The organism is Cellulosilyticum ruminicola JCM 14822 (assembly GCF_001311925.1).
Taxonomy (GTDB): Bacteria; Bacillota; Clostridia; order Lachnospirales; family Cellulosilyticaceae; genus Cellulosilyticum; species Cellulosilyticum ruminicola.
This window is the reverse complement of sequence record NZ_BBCG01000011.1, coordinates 1-19,991: the sequence shown is the minus strand read 5'-3', so window position 1 is coordinate 19,991 and position 19,991 is coordinate 1. Positions and strand designations below refer to the sequence as shown.

At 32.5% G+C, this 19,991-nt stretch carries 22 protein-coding genes and 2 pseudogenes; 23 read left to right on the top strand and 1 reads right to left on the bottom strand.

Annotation, left to right across the window (positions count from 1 at the left end; all coding sequences use genetic code 11):
• The first annotated feature begins 29 nt into the window (after nt 1-29).
• The 23 genes and pseudogenes from lepB (at nt 30) to JCM14822_RS05755 (ending at nt 19,335) form a co-directional block, all read left to right on the top strand.
• Nucleotides 30-566: a signal peptidase I gene (lepB, locus tag JCM14822_RS05865; RefSeq protein WP_054740524.1), complete on the top strand. Its 537-nt coding sequence runs from the start codon at nt 30-32 to the stop codon at nt 564-566.
• A gap of 9 nt (nt 567-575) precedes the next feature.
• Nucleotides 576-1,334, top strand: a complete 759-nt coding sequence (locus tag JCM14822_RS05860) for a ribonuclease HII (RefSeq protein ID WP_054740522.1) — start codon at nt 576-578, stop codon at nt 1,332-1,334.
• 14 nt (nt 1,335-1,348) lie between these two features.
• Nucleotides 1,349-1,996: a hypothetical protein gene (locus JCM14822_RS05855; RefSeq protein WP_054740520.1), complete on the top strand. Its 648-nt coding sequence runs from the start codon at nt 1,349-1,351 to the stop codon at nt 1,994-1,996.
• 191 nt (nt 1,997-2,187) lie between these two features.
• Nucleotides 2,188-2,856 (top strand): flagellar hook-length control protein FliK, encoded by a 669-nt coding sequence (gene fliK, locus JCM14822_RS05850; protein ID WP_054740518.1) that lies wholly within the window; start codon nt 2,188-2,190, stop codon nt 2,854-2,856.
• Nucleotides 2,857-2,865: 9 nt separating this feature from the next.
• Entirely contained in the window at nt 2,866-3,147 is a 282-nt protein-coding gene (locus JCM14822_RS05845; RefSeq protein WP_054740515.1) for an EscU/YscU/HrcU family type III secretion system export apparatus switch protein, read from the top strand.
• Complete coding sequence (locus tag JCM14822_RS05840; protein ID WP_242861418.1) at nt 3,131-3,478, top strand: YraN family protein; 348 nt, start codon at nt 3,131-3,133, stop codon at nt 3,476-3,478. The genes JCM14822_RS05845 and JCM14822_RS05840 overlap by 17 nt, the downstream gene beginning before the upstream one ends.
• Nucleotides 3,479-3,490: 12 nt before the next feature.
• Entirely contained in the window at nt 3,491-4,312 is an 822-nt protein-coding gene (gene pgeF / locus JCM14822_RS05835) for a peptidoglycan editing factor PgeF (protein ID WP_054740509.1), read from the top strand.
• Between the two features lie 13 nt (nt 4,313-4,325).
• Complete coding sequence (locus JCM14822_RS05830) at nt 4,326-5,654, top strand: DUF512 domain-containing protein (RefSeq protein WP_054740508.1); 1,329 nt, start codon at nt 4,326-4,328, stop codon at nt 5,652-5,654.
• Nucleotides 5,654-6,979, top strand: coding sequence for a ribosome biogenesis GTPase Der (gene der, locus JCM14822_RS05825; protein ID WP_054740506.1), 1,326 nt, complete (start codon nt 5,654-5,656; stop codon nt 6,977-6,979). Before JCM14822_RS05830 ends, der begins: the two co-directional genes overlap by 1 nt.
• 2 nt (nt 6,980-6,981) lie before the next feature.
• A complete protein-coding gene (plsY, locus tag JCM14822_RS05820; RefSeq protein WP_054740504.1) occupies nt 6,982-7,602 on the top strand; it encodes a glycerol-3-phosphate 1-O-acyltransferase PlsY in 621 nt (206 codons plus the stop codon).
• 17 nt (nt 7,603-7,619) lie between these two features.
• Entirely contained in the window at nt 7,620-8,606 is a 987-nt protein-coding gene (locus tag JCM14822_RS05815) for an NAD(P)H-dependent glycerol-3-phosphate dehydrogenase (protein ID WP_054740502.1), read from the top strand.
• A gap of 134 nt (nt 8,607-8,740) precedes the next feature.
• On the top strand, nt 8,741-10,219 hold the full coding sequence (gene spoIVA, locus JCM14822_RS05810) for a stage IV sporulation protein A (protein ID WP_054740500.1): 1,479 nt from the start codon (nt 8,741-8,743) through the stop codon (nt 10,217-10,219).
• Nucleotides 10,220-10,380: 161 nt separating this feature from the next.
• Nucleotides 10,381-12,165 carry an HlyD family efflux transporter periplasmic adaptor subunit gene (locus JCM14822_RS05805; RefSeq protein ID WP_054740498.1) on the top strand — a complete coding sequence of 595 codons (1,785 nt, stop codon included), beginning with the start codon at nt 10,381-10,383 and terminating at the stop codon, nt 12,163-12,165.
• A 9-nt stretch (nt 12,166-12,174) separates the two neighbouring features.
• A pseudogene (locus JCM14822_RS05800) lies at nt 12,175-12,869 on the top strand (YggS family pyridoxal phosphate-dependent enzyme).
• Between the two features lie 20 nt (nt 12,870-12,889).
• Nucleotides 12,890-13,336: a cell division protein SepF gene (locus JCM14822_RS05795; RefSeq protein ID WP_054740496.1), complete on the top strand. Its 447-nt coding sequence runs from the start codon at nt 12,890-12,892 to the stop codon at nt 13,334-13,336.
• 18 nt (nt 13,337-13,354) lie between these two features.
• Nucleotides 13,355-14,116: a YlmH family RNA-binding protein gene (locus JCM14822_RS05790; RefSeq protein WP_054740493.1), complete on the top strand. Its 762-nt coding sequence runs from the start codon at nt 13,355-13,357 to the stop codon at nt 14,114-14,116.
• Between the two features lie 13 nt (nt 14,117-14,129).
• Complete coding sequence (locus tag JCM14822_RS05785; protein WP_054740491.1) at nt 14,130-14,753, top strand: DivIVA domain-containing protein; 624 nt, start codon at nt 14,130-14,132, stop codon at nt 14,751-14,753.
• Nucleotides 14,750-14,977, top strand: coding sequence for a hypothetical protein (locus JCM14822_RS21640; RefSeq protein ID WP_054740489.1), 228 nt, complete (start codon nt 14,750-14,752; stop codon nt 14,975-14,977). The genes JCM14822_RS05785 and JCM14822_RS21640 overlap by 4 nt, the downstream gene beginning before the upstream one ends.
• The gene (aroB, locus tag JCM14822_RS05775) at nt 14,887-15,831 is read left to right on the top strand and encodes a 3-dehydroquinate synthase (RefSeq protein WP_242861423.1); all 945 of its coding nucleotides are present in this window, start codon (nt 14,887-14,889) and stop codon (nt 15,829-15,831) included. Before JCM14822_RS21640 ends, aroB begins: the two co-directional genes overlap by 91 nt.
• Nucleotides 15,832-15,870: 39 nt before the next feature.
• Complete coding sequence (gene lspA, locus JCM14822_RS05770; protein WP_054740485.1) at nt 15,871-16,353, top strand: signal peptidase II; 483 nt, start codon at nt 15,871-15,873, stop codon at nt 16,351-16,353.
• Nucleotides 16,354-16,356: 3 nt separating this feature from the next.
• Nucleotides 16,357-17,268, top strand: coding sequence for an RluA family pseudouridine synthase (locus JCM14822_RS05765; RefSeq protein WP_054740483.1), 912 nt, complete (start codon nt 16,357-16,359; stop codon nt 17,266-17,268).
• A gap of 199 nt (nt 17,269-17,467) precedes the next feature.
• Nucleotides 17,468-18,013, top strand: coding sequence for a bifunctional pyr operon transcriptional regulator/uracil phosphoribosyltransferase PyrR (pyrR, locus tag JCM14822_RS05760; protein ID WP_054740642.1), 546 nt, complete (start codon nt 17,468-17,470; stop codon nt 18,011-18,013).
• A pseudogene (locus tag JCM14822_RS05755) lies at nt 18,014-19,335 on the top strand (uracil-xanthine permease family protein).
• A gap of 256 nt (nt 19,336-19,591) precedes the next feature.
• On the opposite strand, the gene JCM14822_RS05750 reads toward JCM14822_RS05755, so the two are convergent.
• Complete coding sequence (locus JCM14822_RS05750) at nt 19,592-19,864, bottom strand: hypothetical protein (protein WP_157047648.1); 273 nt, start codon at nt 19,862-19,864, stop codon at nt 19,592-19,594.
• Between the last annotated feature and the right edge of the window lie 127 nt (nt 19,865-19,991).

Here is a 19,991-nt window from a genome sequence, read left to right as displayed (position 1 = left end):
AGAACAATAGATAGAAATGAGTGAGAAAAATGGGCAAAGCAAATAATAAATTAAAACGCCTAATTGAAAGAACAAAAGAGCTCATTTTAGCAGTATTAAGTGCAGTATTGATTTCTAGTTTTATTATTAGTCATACAAAAGTACCAACGGCTTCTATGGTGAGTACAATTAATCCTGGTGATCATTTAATTGTAAACCGTATTCCTTATTATTATCGTGATCCGATACGAGGTGAAATTGCAGTATTTCATTTTGAGGAAGACCACCTTATTAAACGTATTATAGGTGTACCTGGAGATGAAATTAATATTGAATCAGGACAGGTCTATATCAATGGTAAGGCGCTTAAAGAAGCATATTTAAATCATAAAGAAAATACCTATTTATATGCAGGTTCAAAAGTTAAATTTCCTTATATTGTACCAGATGGCTATTATTTTATGATGGGTGATAACCGAAGTAATAGTAAAGATAGTAGGGTGTTTGGTCCAATTGCAAGAAAGGAAATTTTAGCAAAAGCAGGTCTGTGTATTTATCCTTTTGATAGAGTAGGTATATTAAAATAAGGTGAAGAAATGAATATAAAAGAAATTGATGCATATTTAAAAACAGTTCCTAAAAAACAATTACCAGAAGCATTAAAATCATTTGAATCAGATGAGCGTAATGGTGTTAAAAAGCTTATTGCAAAGTATATGAAGCAATACGAAGCTTATGAGAATACTATTCATGAATGGCAATTAAAATGTGAATTTGATGCCGTATTTCATGATTATGAAAAAGTGCTTGTGGGTATTGATGAAGTAGGTAGAGGGCCATTGGCAGGGCCGGTAGTAGCTACAGCAGTTATTTTACCTTATGAGACCAATTTATTAGGCTTAAAAGACTCTAAGAAGCTTACAGAAGCTAAACGTGAAGCTTTATATGATGAAATTAAAAAAGTGGCATTAGGTATTGGTGTAGGAATTGTAGAAGCACCTGTAATTGATGAGATTAATATTTTACAAGCTACTTTTAAGGCAATGAGTGAAGCACTTGCGCAGTTAAATAAGCCAGTAGATATTATTTTAGTAGATGGGAATCATACAATTCCCATGGTTCAAGAGATACAGCATGCTGTTATTGGAGGAGATGATAAAAGCGCTAGTATTGCAGCAGCTAGTGTTATAGCTAAAGTAACAAGAGATCGTATGATGATTGAGTATGCAAAAGAGTATCCAGATTATGATTGGGCAAGCAATAAGGGATATGGTAGCCAAAGTCATTATGATGGAATTCATGCAAAAGGACTTACACCGTTACATCGCAGAAGTTTTTTAAAAAATTTAATTTAAAGTGAGGGATTTGTGTGATTGAATCCATAGGTGTAAGTTTTAAACAAATAAAAGGTGAACAAAAGCTGACAGCAAAAAGTGGTCAGCTTCTTTCTGATATAAAAATTGGTGATATATTAAAAGGGTCATTGACTAAGCTTGGAAATGGACAGATTGTGCTTGTACAAGAGGATGGAAAGTCTATACCTGTTAAGCTTCATGATATGACCATTTTTAATGAATTGTTAACTTTAGAAGTTGTGCAAAAGGATGAGGGACAAATACTACTTAAGCTTTTACAAAGTGGTATTCAGGCTGATATTTCTTTGCAAGATAAAATTATGAATGAATTAAGTTTACCTAAAACAGATAGTATGAGACAGCTTATAGAGGCTTTTTTAGCAAAGCAAATGTCGCTTCAAAGAGAAGGACTTTTAAGAAACTATCATATGTCTCAAAAATTTCAAATTCCAGCAGAAGTAATATCTAATTTAAGTGATAAATCTGGTACTATTAGCTTACAAGAAGTTAAGAATTTTTATGAAATGAAGCAGGATAATTTAGAGCAAGTAACAACTACGGTAGCAGATCTTATAAGTGAAGCTCAAGATTCAGAGCTTGTGCAAAATGTGAGTCAAAGATTAGATACCTATTTAACTGAAAAAGATATATTAGACTGGTAGAGCAAAGTGGACTTCAAAAAGTATTTATAGGAGAAGAAGCACCTTTACAGGAGTATATTACTGATAAAGAAAGTAGACTGGGAAATATAGAGGAAAATTTACTAATAAAGGAAAGTGCTAAGCCTAGACAAGATAATTTGGAAGACAGTAAAATAACTCTGAAATTGCTAGTAGAGACGATTGTTAATGATATGACTAAAGTAAAAGAAGACTTAGACGGCAGAAGAGGCATATCTAGAGCGATATTTTATAATGAGTGGGAAAAAATAAATAAGCTTATTAAATCAGCAATTTCAAAGGCATTAACAGTTAATATAGAACAGTTAGAGAAGTCAGGAGAAGTTGTTAAAAATATTGAAAATGGTTATAAAGTCTTAAATGAGATATTAAAAGAATTAGAATTGATGAGACTACCTCAAAAGTATGAAGGACATTTAAATCAAATAGCGGAAAATGTTCAAGTACTTAATAAGTTTAATATGCAGGGTGAATATTACTTTTTTCCATTAAAGCTACCTCAAGGAGAGGGAAAAGGAGAACTCTATTTTTTTAAGCCTAAGAAAAAATCAAATGAAGAAAAACGGCATCTATATGTTGTTTTAGTATTAGATTTACCTAAATTAAAAAATATAGAAGTACATATTAGACAAGAGAAAGAAGACTTATTGTTGCATTTTAAAGTTAAAGAAGAAAGAATCTTAAATCTTGTGGAGACTCATTTAGAGCAGCTGAAGAAGTTAATGAGAAATACCAAATTTAATGTGGATGAGATGGCAGTTTCTTTAATTGAAACAAAAGAATTAGATAATAAATTAGCAGGAGAAATACTACATTTAAGTCAAATGGATTTTAAAGTATAGGAGGTTTATATGACAAATAAAAAACAACCTATAAAGAAAGCTGTGGCCTTATCTTATAATACAGAAATGACGGCACCTACAATTATTGCTAGTGGACAAGGAAAAGTAGCAGAACGTATTATTGAAGAAGCAGAAAAAAATAAACTACCTGTTTATGAAGATGAAAAGATGGCTACAATCTTAACAAAGTTAGAAGTTGGTGATCAGATTCCAGAGGAATTATATGAAGCCATTGCAAGAATACTATTATTTGTTAAAGATATGGATGAGCTATATGGAAAAACAAAATAAAAAAGCAGTAGGAAAAGCATATGAAGACTTGGCTACTGCATATCTCATAGAAAAAGGTTATAAAATTTTAGAACGTAATTATCGCTGCAGAGTAGGTGAAATTGATATTATTGCCAAGGAGCAAGAAATAGTAGTTTTTATTGAAGTGAAATATCGTAAGACAACAGCATTCGGTTCACCAGCAGAAGCAGTTAATTATTATAAGAGGCAACGTATTTTACGTATTGCAAAATGGTATCTACATGCTCATTATAATATTGAAATTAATTGTAGATTTGATGTGATTGAAATATTAGATAAAAAGCTTTCACACATAGAAGCAGCTTTTTAGGAGGAAAGATAGATGGAAAGTCCAATTAAATTTATTACAAAAGGGGATTTGACTTATTTAGTATTTACAAATTGGGAAAATGATGCACATTTAGAGCATTGTTTTACAACTAAATTCGGTGGTGTGAGTGAAGGGCATTTAGCAACACTTAATCTTGGATTTAATCGTGGAGACAAAGAAGCAAACGTGATTCAAAATTATAAAAACGTTTGTGAAGGATTAGGCGTGTCTTTAGACAGCATTGTTTTATCAAAACAGGTACATGAAACGAATATTGCAAAGGTAACTGAGAAAGATAAAGGTAATGGCATTATTACACCAAATCAGTGGAAAAGTATAGATGGTATTTATACAAATGAGAAAGATATTACACTTGTTACACATTATGCAGATTGTGTTCCTCTGTTTTTTTATGCTCCTAAATATGGTATGATAGGAATGGCACATGCAGGATGGCGTGGTACAGTAGCTAAAATTGGACACAAAATGGTCAAAATTTGGCATGAAGAAGAAAATATTCCATTAGAAGAGATACAAGTTGGGATTGGACCATCTATTGGTGCATGTTGTTTTGAAGTAGGATCTGAGGTGGCAGAAGTTTTCCTTGAGACATTTGGTCAAACATCTTATATTCGTAAAGATGAGAGAGGTGAAAAATATCATATTGATTTATGGGCATGTAATAAGGCGGTTTTAATAGAAAGTGGTATTTTAGAAGAAAATATTAGTATATCTGGTATATGTACTTGCTGCCATAGTCAAATATTCTTTTCACATCGTAAGACACAGGGAAATAGAGGAACATTAGGTGCTTTTATGACATTAAAAGACTAAGGAGTTGTAGACATTGAAATATAAAGAGCATAAAATTGTGGAGGTAGAGCCTGGCAGCATAGCAGAAGAATTAGAAATTGAAGCTGGGGATACTCTCCTTTGGATTAATGAAGAAAATATACAAGATGTATTTGATTATCGCTATTTAATGGCGGATGAAGCAATTGATATATGTATACGTAAACAAAATGGTGAAGAATGGGTTATAGAGATTGATAAAGAGTATGGTGAGGATTTAGGTTTAGTATTTGAAACGAGCTTAATGGATGATTTGATTAGATGTCGTAATAAATGTAAGTTCTGTTTTATTGACCAACTTCCTCCAAACATGCGTGAAACTGTATATTTTAAAGATGATGATTGGCGTATGTCGTTCTTAAACGGGAATTATATTACACTTACTAATATGAGTCAAGCAGATATTAATAGGCTCATTAAATATCGTTTATCACCGCTGAATGTATCTATTCATGCAACAGACCCAGAAGTACGTAAAGCATTATTAAGCAATCGCCATGCAGGTAAGATTTTAGAACAGCTTAAAGTGCTTGTAGATGCAGGTATTGAAATTAATGGACAGATTGTACTTTGTAAAGGATTAAATGATGGGGATGTACTTGATCAAACAGTTAGAGACTTAAGTCAATTTATACCACATATTTTATCTTTAACAGTTGTACCAGTTGGTATTTCTAAATTTAGAGAAGGACTTGCAGAACTTGAAGGCTTTGATGAAGAGTCAGCAAGAGTTGTTGTTGAAGTAGTTGAAAAATGGCAGAAGTTTTATTTAGAGAGAATGGGTACTCGTTTCATTTTTGCGGCAGATGAATTTTATATAACAGGTAAAAAGCCACTTCTCACATATGATGAATATGAAAATTTTCCAGTATTAGATAATGGGGTAGGAATGCTTACAAAATTCAAGTGGGAATTAGAAAAAGAACTTGAAAAAATAGAAAGTAGTGAAGAAAGTTTTGAACTTTCCTTAGTAACAGGATGTATTACTAAAGGGTATATGGAAGAGTGTGTAGCCCTTGTAAATAAAAAGCTTCCGAACTATAAAATACATGTTTATCCAGTCGTTAACCACTTCTTTGGTGAAAATATTACTGTAACAGGACTCTTGACAGGACAGGATATTATCAGTACATTAAAACAAGACATACCTTTAGGTAAGGTACTATGCTTTGCTGAAAATATGCTAAAAAGCGGTGAACCTGTTTTATTAGATGACTATACTGTAGAACAAATTTCTAAAGAATTAGATATTCCAATTGAAGTATTACCAAATGAAGGCAATGAATGGGTTCAAAAAATTATTGAATTAAAGGAGAAATATTAATGAGTAAACCAATCGTGGCGGTAATAGGGAGACCTAATGTAGGTAAGTCTACCTTATTTAATAGATTAACAAAAACAAAAACGTCAATCGTAGATGATACACCGGGTGTAACAAGAGACCGTATTTATGGAGATGTTGAGTGGCTTAATCATAAATTTACATTAATCGATACAGGTGGGATTGAGCCAGATAGTAAAGATGTTATCTTAAGTCAAATGAGAAGACAAGCTGAAGCGGCAATTGAATCAGCAGATGTTATTATTTTCCTTGTAGATGTAAAAACAGGTCTTACAGATGCAGATACACATGTTGCAAATATGCTTCGTAAATCACATAAACCAGTAGTACTTGTTGTAAATAAAGTAGACGATATGTTACATCAAAGCATGGGAGTTTATGAATTTTATAACTTAGGACTTGGTGAGCCTATTCCAATTTCATCAGGACAAGCATTAAACATGGGTGATATGTTAGATGAAGTTGTTAGTCATTTCCCACAAACAAGCGAAGAGGAAGAAGAGGAGGATAAAATCCGTGTTGCAATCATTGGTAAACCAAATGTAGGTAAATCTTCATTAGTTAATAGAATTGTTGGTGAAGAACGTGTTATTGTAAGTGATATTGCAGGAACAACACGTGATAGTGTTGATACAGAAGTAACAATTAATGGTCAAGACTACGTATTAATTGATACAGCTGGTATTAGAAGAAAAAGCAAAGTAAAAGAAAACATTGAACGTTATAGTGTTATTCGTACACTTGCAGCTATTGAACGTGCGGATGTTGTACTTATTGTAATTAGTGCAGAAGAAGGAGTAACAGAGCAAGATACAAAAATCGCAGGTATGGCTCATGAAGCTGGTAAAGGATGTATTATCGTTGTTAATAAATGGGATGCTATTGAGAAAAATGATAAAACTATGAATCAATATTCAAAAGATCTTACAAATGAACTTGCATATATGCAATATGCACCACAAATGTTCATTTCAGCTTTAACTGGTCAACGTGTACCAAAATTATTTGAAACAATTTTTGCAATTCATCAAAATCAAAGCCAACGTATTAGTACAGGTATTTTAAATGATGTACTTTATGAGGCAATGGCAATGAATCAGCCACCAAGTGATAAAGGTAAACCACTTAAAATTTTCTACATGACACAAGTAAGTATTAAACCACCTACTTTTGTTATCTTTGTAAATGATAAAGAATTAATGCACTTCTCTTACCAACGTTACATTGAGAACCAAATGCGTGAAGCCTTTGGATTTAAAGGAACACCTGTTAGATTTATTGTTAGAGAAAAAGGGGCGAAAGAATAAAAATGTATCGATTAGGGGCGTTAGTAATTGGATATTTTTTAGGAAATGTACAATCAGCCATATTATTGGGCCGATTAAAGGGTATTGATATTCGTACACAAGGTAGTGGTAATGCAGGGACAACTAATACAGTACGTGTACTAGGCAAAAAATCAGGAGCAATTGTATTGTTAATGGATATTGCTAAAACATTAATTGCAATTCTTATTTCTAGATTATTATTTAAATCTGTAGCGCCAGGTATTGTAGTTACATTATATGCAGGATTAGGCGTTATTTTAGGGCATAGCTATCCAGCTTTCTTTGGATTTAAAGGAGGTAAAGGTATTGCTGCTACAGCAGGTTTAATTATAGGAATTGGTAGTCCAATTTTATTTTTAATCTTAGCAGCTTTATTTTTCACTTGCTTTGGAATTACACACATTGTTTCTTTAAGTTCACTATTAGTGACAGGCAGCTTGCCATTTGTATTGATTTTATTTTACTGTAATCAACCAGGTGGTTTAGAGGCTATGTTTCTTGGATTTGTAATCATGGGGATTACTTATTATAGACATAAAGACAACATTAAACGCTTACTAACAGGAACAGAGTCCAAATTAAATCTAACAAGTAAAAAGTAAAGTTGGAGGTATAGCACATGAAAAAGATTACTGTAATTGGTGCAGGTGGATGGGGGCTTGCATTAGGACTTTTACTAAATGAACAAGGTAACCATATCACATTTTGGTGCTATGATGAAAAAGAAAAAAATGATATTTTACAACATCGTGAAAACAAGCGTTGTTTACCAGGTATAAAAATACCACTTGAAATAACATTTACAACAGATATGCAGCAAGCTTTAAATGATGCAGATGTAGCGATTGTGGCAGTACCATCAAAAGCTATTCGTAGTACAGCAAAAATGATGCAGCCATTTATACCAGCTAAGACAATTGTTGTTAATGTTTCAAAAGGAATTGAAGATGAAACTTTAATGCGTCTTTCACAGGTACTTGAAGATGTACTTCCGAATGATGTGGTAGTGCTTTCAGGGCCAAGTCATGCAGAAGAAGTTGCAAGACATGTCCCTACAACTGTTGTTGTAAGCAGTAATAATATGGAGAGTGCAGCTAAGATTCAAGATTTATTTATGAATAAGTATTTCCGAGTTTATACAAACGAAGATTTAGTAGGTATTGAACTTGGCGGCGCCTTAAAAAATGTTATTGCTTTAGCTGCAGGAATTGTAGAAGGTATAGGTTATGGTGATAATACAATGGCAGCTTTAATTACAAGAGGAATCACTGAAATTTCACGCTTAGGTATTGCTATGGGTGGTAAGCCTAGTACGTTCGCTGGACTTACGGGTATTGGTGATCTTATTGTAACTTGTACAAGTGGTCATAGTCGTAACCGTCGTGCGGGAGAACTTCTTGGTCAGGGTTTCACAATTGAAGAAGCTATGGAAAAAGTGAATATGGTTGTTGAAGGTGTACCAACAACTAAAGGTGGATATGCATTAATGAAAAAATATAATGTAGATATGCCAATTCTTAGTGCAATTTATGCAGCTTTATTTGATAAAGTACCTGTAGCAGAAACAATTGATACATTAATGATGCGCGATAAAAAAGATGAATAAGAAATTATGGATAATGCAAGGCATTGGTCTTGCATTATTTTTTTGTGAAAAATAATATTCTCTACGCATATATATTCTCTCTACACAATATATATAAATGTACCCATACATTAAGGGAAGAGGAGGGCGTTAGGATGGAGTATTTCGATATTTACAAAGATATTTCAGAGAGAACCAACGGGGACATCTACATAGGTGTTGTAGGTCCAGTTCGAACAGGTAAGTCCACATTTATTAAACGTTTTATGGAGACGCTGGTTATTCCTAATATTAAGAATGAACATAATAAGGAACGTACACAAGACGAATTGCCACAAAGTGGTGATGGCAAAATGATTACAACAACAGAACCTAAGTTTATTCCTAATGAAGCGGCACTTATTACTGTGGGTGGAGACTTTGAAGTGAAAGTAAGAATGATAGACTGTGTAGGGTATATCATTCCAGAAGCAGAGGGACATTTTTACAATAATGCACCACGTATGGTTAAAACACCTTGGTTTGATGAAGAAATTCCATTTTCACAAGCAGCAGAAGTTGGAACTAAAAAAGTTATTACGGATCATTCTACAATTGGAATAGTAGTGACTACAGATGGTTCAATTACGGGAATTTCACGTAGTAGTTATATAGAAGGTGAAACTAGGGCGGTTAATGAACTTAAAAGATTAGGTAAACCTTTTGTTGTGGTTTATAATACAAAGAAGCCATTTGATAGTGATGTGATAGAAGAAACAAATAATCTTTCAAGAGAGTATGATGTGCCAGTTATACCAATGGATGTCGCACAGATGAAGACAGAAGATATTCACACTTTACTTGAAAAAATTCTTTATGAATTCCCAGTTAATGAAATTCAATTTATGTTACCTAAATGGGTAGAAACATTAGATAATGAACACTGGGTAAAAAAGGCTTGGATTGATTGTGTGAAAGAACATGTTTATAACCTTGAAAATATCAGACAGGTAAAGGATATTATCAGTGATTTTAAAGAATTAGATTTTGTAAAGAATGTTTACCTTGAAAAGATTCAATTAGGTGAAGGCGTTGTAAAAGTTGATGTTGCTACAACAGATGAGTTATTCTATCGCGTTCTTTCAGAAGCAACTGGTATTGAGATTCATGGTGATTATGAACTTATGAGTCTCATTAAAGAACTTGCAAGTACCAAGAAAGAATATGATAAAGTAGCTTATGCTATGAATGAAGTAAAAGAAAAAGGTTATGGTGTAGTAAGTCCAATTTTTGAAGAACTCACATTAGAAGAACCAGAGATTATTAAACAAGGTAATCGATTTGGTGTGAAACTCAAAGCAAGTGCACCAAGCTATCATATTATCCGTGCAAATATCCAAACAGAGGTTTCACCTATTGTAGGGACAGAGAAACAAAGTGAAGATTTAATTACTAATTTACTCAATGATTTTGAAACCGATCCAATTAAACTTTGGGAATCTAATATATTTGGTAAATCACTTCATGAATTAGTTAATGAAGGCTTACAGAATAAGTTATATCGCATGCCAGAAGATGCACAGCAAAAGTTACAAGAAACACTTCAAAAGATTATTAATGAGGGTAATGGTGGTTTGATTTGTATTCTTCTTTAAAATAAAAAAGGCACTTTAAGTGCCTTTTATTTTAAAGAAGAAATTTATAAGGCTTATGCTTGCAAGATTATTTATTCCATTATATGATAAGGATAACAATAACAAACTTAAATAAGTAATCTTAAGATAAGAGCTTTGAGGAAAGAGTTGGAAGTGACAATATGAAAAAATCTAAAGTTACAAAATCAAGAAACCGAACTTCTACTTATTTGAATCCATATGAAGTAAAAACTGGGACAAAAAAGAAAGCAGGAACGGCAAATAATAAGTGTAAACCTATAACAACTCAAAAGAAAGTTTCTAAGAATAAGCAGACAAGCTCAAAAACAAATAGTAAAAGAAATGTATCTAGGATGCAGCAAGATTATACTGCATACACAAGTAATTACATAGGCTCTCCAGATGAACGCAGAAAAGATATACAAAAACGTAATAAGCTTTTAAAAGCACAAATTGAGAGAAATCGTAGGAGAAGAGCAAAGCGTTTTAGAAAGAAACTAATTATGGTTGTTATTATAACAACATTATGTGTATGGGGAATTTTGAAAGTAAAAGAAATACTTACAAAACCAGAAGTTTCAACACAGGTTGTTAATACAGGAACCTTAGATATGTCAGAGATATATGAGGGAATCATTGTACGTAATGAAAAAGTTTATACAAGTGAAGTGACTGGAACAATTCAGTATAATGTGACAGAAGGAGAAAAGGTAAAAAAAGAAGGTATTGCTTATGCTGTTGTTTCTGATGAAAAAAATTTAGTAATGGCAGAAAAAGAAAAGGTAAAAGCCGATACAGAATTATATAATACAGCAGATAAACGTAAAGAGATTTCATATTATCAAGATGAAGTATCTGTACTTGCAAATGATTTTGATACCAAAATGCAAGAATATTACAAGAATATCAATGCAATCAATACTGATTATATTTATATATTACGTGGGCAGTTAGATGATAATGTAAAAGATTTAACTGATATTTATACTAAAGAACAAGAAGCATTAAATACAAGTGTAGGGGAAAAGGTAAATAATATTACAAATAACTTGGAAAAATATAAGAGTGTGCAGAAAACAGCATCTTCAGGAATTATTTCTTATAATATAGATGGACAAGAAAAATTAAATTATGAGAATATTTCTAAGTTAGATTACAATACATATCATAAAATCTTTAAAAAGACAGCATCTCAAAATATTATTAAGTCTTATGTAGAAAAAGATGAACCGGTTTATAAGCTTGTCTTAGATAATACGTGGTATATTGTAACTTATGTATCTAATGAAAAAGATGATATCTTTACAAAAGGAACTAGTTATCCACTAAATTTTGATACATTAAATGGTTCTGAAATAAATTGTAAATTAGTTTCTAAGGAGCAAGAAAATAATCGTTTACGTTTAGTATTTAAAACGCAAGAACAAATCGATGAGTTTTTAACAGTACGCCAAGTGCATTTTAGTATTGGAAATAAAAATGAAAGTGGTTTGAAGATTCCAGTACAAGCAATTGTAGAACAACGTTTATTAAAAATACCGGTAGAATATAAGATTGAAAAAGATAATAAAATAGGTGTACAGCGTAAAAATGGTGAAGTTATAGAATTTGTGGAGATTAGGCCACAAAGTGAAAAACAAGATATGATGTATATTTTACAAGATGTAGGTAATTTAAGAGGGCTTACAGTAGGAACTAAGCTAGTTAACCCAGTTAGTGGTGGAACTTATACAATAGATGAGTTCGAAACCGCTCAAGGGGTATATGTTATTAATGGTCAAATTGCACAATTTAAGAAAATTGATATTTATGTTCAAAGTGAAGACTATGCCCTTATAAAAAATAATGGAAGTAGTCAACTTAAAGAAAAGGATAAGATTATCTCAAATCCTAAGAACATTAAAATAAATCAGCTTTTAGAAGATATGACAATTAAAAATGAGTAGGTGGTTAAAATGATGAAAGAAAACTTAGAACAAATTAAGGAACGCATCGCATTAGCTGCAAAACGTGCTGGAAGAAATCCAGAAGAGATTCAGCTTATTGCAGTATCAAAGACTTATCCAGCAAGTGATATTGAAAAAGCCATAAGCTATGGCTGCACTGATTTTGGTGAAAATAAGGTACAAGAATTAGTAGGAAAAATTGAAGCTATTGAAACACCAGTGAATTGGCACTTAATAGGTCACCTACAAACTAATAAAGTTAAATATATTGTAGGTAAAACTAAGCTTATTCATTCAGTAGATAGCTTAAAACTTGCTAAAGAAATTGAAAAACAGTCAGCTAAACATAATGTCGTGACAAAAATTTTAATTGAAGTGAATGTGGGAGAAGAAGATTCAAAAGATGGAATATTATTAAATGAAGTTATACCACTTGTTAAGGAAATTTCAGCATTACTACATGTAAAAGTAGAAGGTCTAATGACTGTTGCACCTTTTGTGGAAGATGCTGAAAAAATAGAACCATATTTAGGAAACTTTATGATTTATCAGTTGACATACAAAAGCAAAAGTTTGATAATATAAGTATGAACGTCTTATCAATGGGCATGAGTAACGACTTCGAGGTAGCAGTTGAAGAGGGTGCAACACATGTACGTATCGGGACAGCTATTTTTGGTTATAGAGACTATACAAAAAGATAAAAGTTAGAGGAGGCAATTTTATGAGTAATTTTATGTCCAAATTTAAAAACATGTTTTCACCGGAAGATGAATATGATGAGGAAGAAATGGAGGAAATGGAAGAGGTAGTAGAAAGAAAACACGAACCTATAAGACCAGTTGCACATCCAACACCACTTCCACAACCTAAAGTTGTAAGTTTAGGGGCAGTTAATAAAATGGAATTATTGAATTTTACAATGTTAAGCTATGATATGACAGGTGAAATATGCGGTTATATAAAAAATAAAAAACCTATTATTGTAAATATGGAAAAATTAGTACCACATGAAATGCAAAGAGCAGTAGACTTTTTAACAGGGGCTTGCTGTGCATTAAATGGGACAGTTGAAAAAGTAACAGATAACATTTTTATTTTTGCACCAGAACACGTTAATGTAAATCCAGAAAAAATCAAACAAAGAAGTGTATTCCCACCTACAATTTAAGATATGAGTAGGAATATAGTGATTTCAGATATGCAAGAAAAGCTTTTTATGAAAAGTTATATTGAATATTTGAAGAAGGCAGAGTACCAAAATAGAGCTTTTTTTACAGATTTTTACAATAGAGATTGGATGGCACAAATGCTCAAACAATATGGAGGGTTTGTGCCAAGCCATATGATTTTTTACTTTGGGGGTTATGAAGGGGCTGAAAGACAAATGATGGGCATTTCACCTTATGAATTAGGTGAAGATGAATGGCCTATGGTTTGTTTAAAAATAGAGGTAAAAACTGGTATTGGAAAAGCGTTGACACATCGCGATTTTTTAGGTGCACTTCTAGGACTAGGTATAGTAAGAGAAGCTATTGGAGATATTATTTTAGCCCCTTTTGGGGCTTATGTAATTTTAGAGGCACAGATGGCAGATTATGTAAGTTATAGTTTGGCTAGTGTAGGCCGTTATCAAAATATTAGTTTGTCATCAATAAGCTTTAATGAGATTGAGCCTTTAAAGCCAAATACAAAAACAATGCAAGTTACAGTTGCTTCTTTAAGAATGGATGCTATTATTGCAGCTGCCTTTGGAATTTCTAGAACAACAGCAGCTAAGCTAATAGCAGCAGATAAAGCCAAATGCAATGGCGTAAGCATGCAGGTAAGTTATCAGGTAAAAGAAGGTGACACTGTTACTTTAAGAGGATATGGAAAAATTAAAATAGGTCCTATGCTTGGAATGAGCAAAAAGGAAAAGCTACGCATTGTTATAGATAAATATATATAAGGGGGGATTTGAAATGCTATCACCAGTAGATATTCAAAATAAAGAATTTAAGAAGAGTAAATTAGGTGGATATAATGTTGATGAAGTAAATGAGTTTTTAGATCTTATTTTGCAATCGTATCAAGAACTCATTAATGAAAATTATACATTAAAAGATAAAGTAAATGTACTTAATGAAAGTGTGCAGTATTATCGTACAATGGAATCTACTATTCAAAATGTTCTTGTACTTGCAGATAAAACAGCACAAGAGACAAAAGCAAATGCTTATGAAAAAGCAGAACAGATGAAGCATGATGCAGAAATACGTGCAGATAAAATGACAACACTTGCAGAAGAGCGTGTGGCACGTATTTTAGAACAAGGCAAACAAGAAGCTTTTGAGCTAAGTCAGAAAGGTGACGATTTAAGAAGACAATATTTAGCTTATAAAGGTCAATTCAAACAATTACTTCAAGCACAAATGGAGCTTTTAGAACAAGGAGATACACAAATGAGTCCTTTAAATGAAGAAATGCTTAAAGCATTTGATCATATTGAGGATGAACCTGAAGAGTTCAAGTCAATTGAAGGTGAAGAAAAAGACCAATACTATACTAAAGAATATGTGCCAGTCACAGAAGAGGAGCTTGCATGAGAGAAATAGATGCTGTTACAACTAGACCTTATAAAATCTTACTCCATCAGAATTTTGAGTTACTTGAAGATGAAATAAAAGCAGTTTGTAAACCAAGTCAAATTTGTATTATTACAGATACAAATTTAGAAGCATTATATTTAAAAGAAGTAGAAGTATTTGTAGTGAAATTGCAAATACATTTGTTCATATATATGAAGCTGGTGAAGCTTCTAAAAATTTAACAACTATTACACAGATTTATGATACATTAGTGGCACACAATATGGATCGTAGTGGACTTATTGTGGCATTAGGTGGCGGTGTTGCAGGTGATATGGCAGGATTTGTTGCTTCAAGTTATATGAGGGGTATTAAATTTGTACAAGTACCTACAACAACAGTTGCACAAAATGATAGTAGCATGGGTGGTAAAACAGGTGTGGATTACCTAGCACATAAAAACATGGTAGGTGCTTTTTATAATCCATTACTTGTATATAGTAATTTATCTACTTTAAAATCTCTCCCAGAAAGAGAATTTACAGGTGGCTTAGCGGAAGTTATTAAACATGGGTTAATACGTGATGCAAAGTTGTTTGCTACGTTAGAACAGAACGCTAATAGCATTTTAGATAATGAGGATGTAATGATTGAAGAAATGACATATGCGTCTTGTCTTGTAAAATGTAGTGTGATTGAAGAGGACTTAAAAGAGTTAGGTCTTAGAAAGATTTTAAATTTTGGACATACTATTGGACATAGTATTGAAACTTTAAGCAACTTTGCATTATCTCATGGACAATGTGTAGCTTATGGCTCATGTATGGCGGCATACATTAGTGCACAAAGGGGTTATATAAATTCTGAAGATGTAACACGTATTGTAAATGTATTTAGAAATTATAAGCTTTTAGCACCTATTAATCATTTTGGCCATGATGCAGTATGGGAACAAATGAGTTATGATAAAAAAATGGCATATGGCAAGATATCATTTATTTTATTAAATGCCATTGGTGAGGCTACAATTGTAACTGATGTTACAAAAGAAGAAATTATAAATGCTATATTATTTATAGAAAAAACGTGCCAATAGTAGCACGTTTTCTAAGTTTAAGCATAAAGGAGTATAAAGATGGATTATATAGTTATTGGGCTTATTATTGTCGGACTTGTTGGAGTTGATCAGATTACAAAAGTATGGGCAACAAATACTTTAGCAGATGGAAGAAGCATTCCTATCTGGGATGGTGTTTTTCATTTACAATATGTTAAAAATACAGGTGCAGCATTTGGTATGTTAGGCGGTAGACAAACATTTCTTATTATTATCACAACTCTTATTATTATTGGAATGTTCATTTATTATCATAAATTACCAACAACAGTTTTAGGAAAATGGACTAAGATTGCCTTTATTATGATTATAAGTGGTGCAATTGGGAATCTTATAGATAGGGTGTTTTTGAACTATGTAAGAGACTTCCTATATTTTAAACTTATTAATTTCCCTGTATTTAATGTAGCGGATATTTTAGTTGTAGTGGGTGTAGGATTATTGGTGGTAACAATGTTACTAAGCGAAGTAGAAGAAGAAAGAAGAAAAGAGAAGGCATAATAAATGGAAGAACAAATGACAGTAGTCGTGCAGGAAAGCGGCACACGTTTAGATAAATATTTAGCGACAAATTTAACGGAGTATACAAGATCATTTATACAAAAGCAAATTGAAGCAGGTAGTGTTCTTGTAAATGATAAAGTAGTAAATAGTAAATATCAGGTAAAAGCAGGTGATGAGATTGTTATTACAATTTCTGAACCAGTGGAAGTAGATATTGTGGCAGAAAATATTCCTATTGATATTGTATATGAAGACAATGATGTACTTATTGTTAATAAGCCACAAAACATGGTTGTTCATCCAGCGCCAGGCAATTATACAGGTACGCTTGTGAATGCATTATTATATCACTGTAAAGATGGACTTTCAGGAATTAATGGTGAGATTAGACCGGGGATTGTTCATCGTATTGATAAAGATACATCAGGTCTTTTAATGATTGCTAAAAATGACCGTGCACATTTAGGATTATCTGAGCTTCTAAAAAATCATAATATTACAAGAAAATATCAAGCTATTGTATATGGTAAGCTGAAATCAGAACATGGCATCATTGAAGGACCAATTGCAAGATCACCACAAGACCGCAAAAAAATGGCCATTGTACAAGGTGGACGTTATGCAAAAACTGAATATCGTGTATTAGAAACATTTAAAAACTTTTCACTTGTAGAGTTAACACTTTATACAGGCCGTACACATCAAATTCGTGTACATATGAAACATATAGGTCATCCTCTATTAGGTGATCCAGTTTATGGACCATCTAAAACAATGTTTGGGCTTACAGGACAAATGTTACATGCAAAAGTATTAGGGTTTAAACACCCTATTACAGGTGAAGAAATGTATTTTGAAAGTGAATTACCAAGCTATTTTAAGACAGTAATTGACAAACTTCACAAGATATGAGATAATTAATAAAATTATGTTCCTTTAAAATAGTCCGAGAGGCTAATAAGGATATACACATAGCGTATAAAGTAGCATGTTGTTTATAGCTTATAGTTTTATTGGTTAGATAAATGGCGCTCTATTATGTATATCTAATGCTTCTGTATTACAGAAGCATTTTATTTTCAGGAATAAAATAAAAATGGAAGGTGAAAAAATGAGTGAAAAAAAGATTTTATTAGATGAAGCAGCGATTAATCGTGCCTTAACACGCATTGCGCATGAAATTATTGAAACAAACAAAGGGGCAATGGATATGGTACTTGTAGGTATTGAGACAAGAGGGGTACCACTTGCACATCGTTTAGCAGAAAAAATTAAGATGATTGAAAATGTAGAAGTACCAGTAGAGGAGCTTAATATTACATTTTATCGTGACGATTTAGAAAAGAAATTTGAGCAACCAGTCATGGAAGAGTCTAAATTGAATACAATTATTAATGGTAAAAGTATAGTTTTAGTAGACGATGTTATTTACACGGGACGTACAGTACGTGCGGCAATGGATGCGCTTATGGACAGTGGCAGACCTAGTCATATTAAACTTGCTTGTCTCATTGACCGTGGTCATCGTGAAGTGCCTATTCGTCCAGATTTTGTAGGTAAAAATATTCCAACTTCAAAGAAGGAAATAGTACGTGTGCATATTGCAGAAATAGATGGAGATAACGTTGTATTACTAGAAATGAAAGAGGGAAAATAGATGAAAGATATTACTATGGGGAAAAAGCTTATTTTAGGTTTGCAACATGTGCTTGCAATGTTTGGGGCAACAGTACTCGTACCATTGTTAACAGGAATGGATCCTGGGATTGCATTACTTTGTGCAGGAGTTGGAACACTATTATTTCATAGTGTCACAAAAGGAATTGTACCAGTGTTTTTAGGTTCAAGTTTTGCATTTATTACAGCGATAAGTATGGCTTTAAGTGCCCATGGTATAGGGGCTGTAAAAGGTGGGATTATTGCAACAGGTATTGTCTATATGTGTATTGCAGTACTTATTAGATTTCTAGGTGTAGAGGTAATCCAATCGTTCTTTCCACCTATCATTGTAGGACCTATTATCATGGTAATTGGTTTACGCTTAAGTCCTACAGCATTAACGATGATAGGTTATGCACCAGTTATGAATGAAAATCCAAGGGCAGCTGAAATGGTAAATATCTTAAAGAACAATGGATTTGATGTGAGTGTAGAGACATTCCAAGTAGCATCAAAAATGCATAATATTAATTTGAAAGGGCTTTTAATTGCTAGTGTTGTTGTAATTACAATGATTGCGGTATCTATTTTTGCTAAAGGCTTTTTCAAAATGGTACCTATTTTAATAGCTGTATTTGTGGGGTATGTTGTAGCGTTTATACTTGGTGAAGTGGATACAACTAAAATTCATGAGGCAGCATGGATTGGTCTTTCGCCATTAGGGAAAGAAACACTTTTTACAATGCCAAGTTTTTCATGGGAGGCCATTATAGGAATTGCACCAATAGCCTTAGTTGTATTTATTGAGCATATTGGTGATATTACAACTAATGGTGCGGTTGTAGGTAAGAATTTCTTTGAAAATCCAGGAGTACATCGCACATTATTAGGAGATGGACTGGCAACTGCAGTAGCAGGATTAATTGGTGGACCGGCCAATACCACTTATGGTGAGAATACAGGGGTATTAGCTGTTACAAAGGTATATGATCCACAGATTTTACATATTGCAGCAGTTTTTGCAATTATACTTAGTTTATGTGGCAAATTTACAGCGACTATTCAAACTATTCCAGACCCTATTAAAGGGGGGTAAGTATTATCTTATTTGGGATGATTTCTAGTGTAGGTGTAAGAACATTAGTAGATGCTAAATTAGATTTTTCACATAGTCGTAATTTAATTATTGCTGCAATTATACTTGTTATAGGCATTGGCGTAGATAGTATTGCTATAGTTGGTAGCATTACTATTTCGGGGCTTGCAATTGCAGCAGCAATTGGCATTATACTTAATAAGGCTTTACCGAAGGATATATAGATATAAAAAGCTAAAACCTTTTTGAGAGGGTTTTAGCTTTTTTTGAGTTTAAAATATTAAGTATATCAAATAAATTATTAATAAATCATAGTCGTTAACTTAAGACTAAGTTTTTCCAGCAATAATAAGTTGTTCTAAATAACCTTCTATTTTAGAATAAGTAGTTTGTCTTAAGCGTTTTTTCATGCAAAGCCAACTTTCCTATTCTTTGAACTAAGTTAGAAAACGTCTCGTAAGTATGTAGTGTGATTCTTTGTCATCTTATACGATAAAGTTCTGTAATAATAGATGTATTAAGGTTTTTTTTGCTGATGTTAGTAATCATAAGATTCCAATGTAAAAGCTGACGATTATGTGAGTCAATATCTTCACCATTATTTTGGATAAGTGCCTTTTTGATACGCTTAGTTGCAATTTCATCAGAAAGCTTATTGCCTACTAAACGAACTTTTAACTTATTACAACTTTCTGCACCAATATAAACTTGTTGATCAATAGATTCACTGTCAGAGATCATTTTAGCAAACAATTTAGAAATATTTCATCTTTCAGTAAGTTTATTGAGTATTGTAGGTAAAGTATTTGTGTCATGGGTAACCCCTGAGGTAATATCAAACGCAGTAATAGAATAAGAAATGACACTATAAAGGGTTTGG

What these genes read in the sequence shown, in the direction of transcription:
- lepB (WP_054740524.1), top strand. Translation starts at nt 30, where the DNA reads ATGGGCAAAGCAAATAATAAATTAAAACGCCTAATTGAAAGAACAAAA.
- JCM14822_RS05860 (WP_054740522.1), top strand. Translation starts at nt 576, where the DNA reads ATGAATATAAAAGAAATTGATGCATATTTAAAAACAGTTCCTAAAAAA.
- fliK (WP_054740518.1), top strand. Translation starts at nt 2,188, where the DNA reads ATGACTAAAGTAAAAGAAGACTTAGACGGCAGAAGAGGCATATCTAGA.
- JCM14822_RS05845 (WP_054740515.1), top strand. Translation starts at nt 2,866, where the DNA reads ATGACAAATAAAAAACAACCTATAAAGAAAGCTGTGGCCTTATCTTAT.
- JCM14822_RS05840 (WP_242861418.1), top strand. Translation starts at nt 3,131, where the DNA reads ATGGAAAAACAAAATAAAAAAGCAGTAGGAAAAGCATATGAAGACTTG.
- pgeF (WP_054740509.1), top strand. Translation starts at nt 3,491, where the DNA reads ATGGAAAGTCCAATTAAATTTATTACAAAAGGGGATTTGACTTATTTA.
- der (WP_054740506.1), top strand. Translation starts at nt 5,654, where the DNA reads ATGAGTAAACCAATCGTGGCGGTAATAGGGAGACCTAATGTAGGTAAG.
- plsY (WP_054740504.1), top strand. Translation starts at nt 6,982, where the DNA reads ATGTATCGATTAGGGGCGTTAGTAATTGGATATTTTTTAGGAAATGTA.
- JCM14822_RS05815 (WP_054740502.1), top strand. Translation starts at nt 7,620, where the DNA reads ATGAAAAAGATTACTGTAATTGGTGCAGGTGGATGGGGGCTTGCATTA.
- spoIVA (WP_054740500.1), top strand. Translation starts at nt 8,741, where the DNA reads ATGGAGTATTTCGATATTTACAAAGATATTTCAGAGAGAACCAACGGG.
- JCM14822_RS05805 (WP_054740498.1), top strand. Translation starts at nt 10,381, where the DNA reads ATGAAAAAATCTAAAGTTACAAAATCAAGAAACCGAACTTCTACTTAT.
- JCM14822_RS05795 (WP_054740496.1), top strand. Translation starts at nt 12,890, where the DNA reads ATGAGTAATTTTATGTCCAAATTTAAAAACATGTTTTCACCGGAAGAT.
- JCM14822_RS05785 (WP_054740491.1), top strand. Translation starts at nt 14,130, where the DNA reads ATGCTATCACCAGTAGATATTCAAAATAAAGAATTTAAGAAGAGTAAA.
- JCM14822_RS21640 (WP_054740489.1), top strand. Translation starts at nt 14,750, where the DNA reads ATGAGAGAAATAGATGCTGTTACAACTAGACCTTATAAAATCTTACTC.
- lspA (WP_054740485.1), top strand. Translation starts at nt 15,871, where the DNA reads ATGGATTATATAGTTATTGGGCTTATTATTGTCGGACTTGTTGGAGTT.
- JCM14822_RS05765 (WP_054740483.1), top strand. Translation starts at nt 16,357, where the DNA reads ATGGAAGAACAAATGACAGTAGTCGTGCAGGAAAGCGGCACACGTTTA.
- pyrR (WP_054740642.1), top strand. Translation starts at nt 17,468, where the DNA reads ATGAGTGAAAAAAAGATTTTATTAGATGAAGCAGCGATTAATCGTGCC.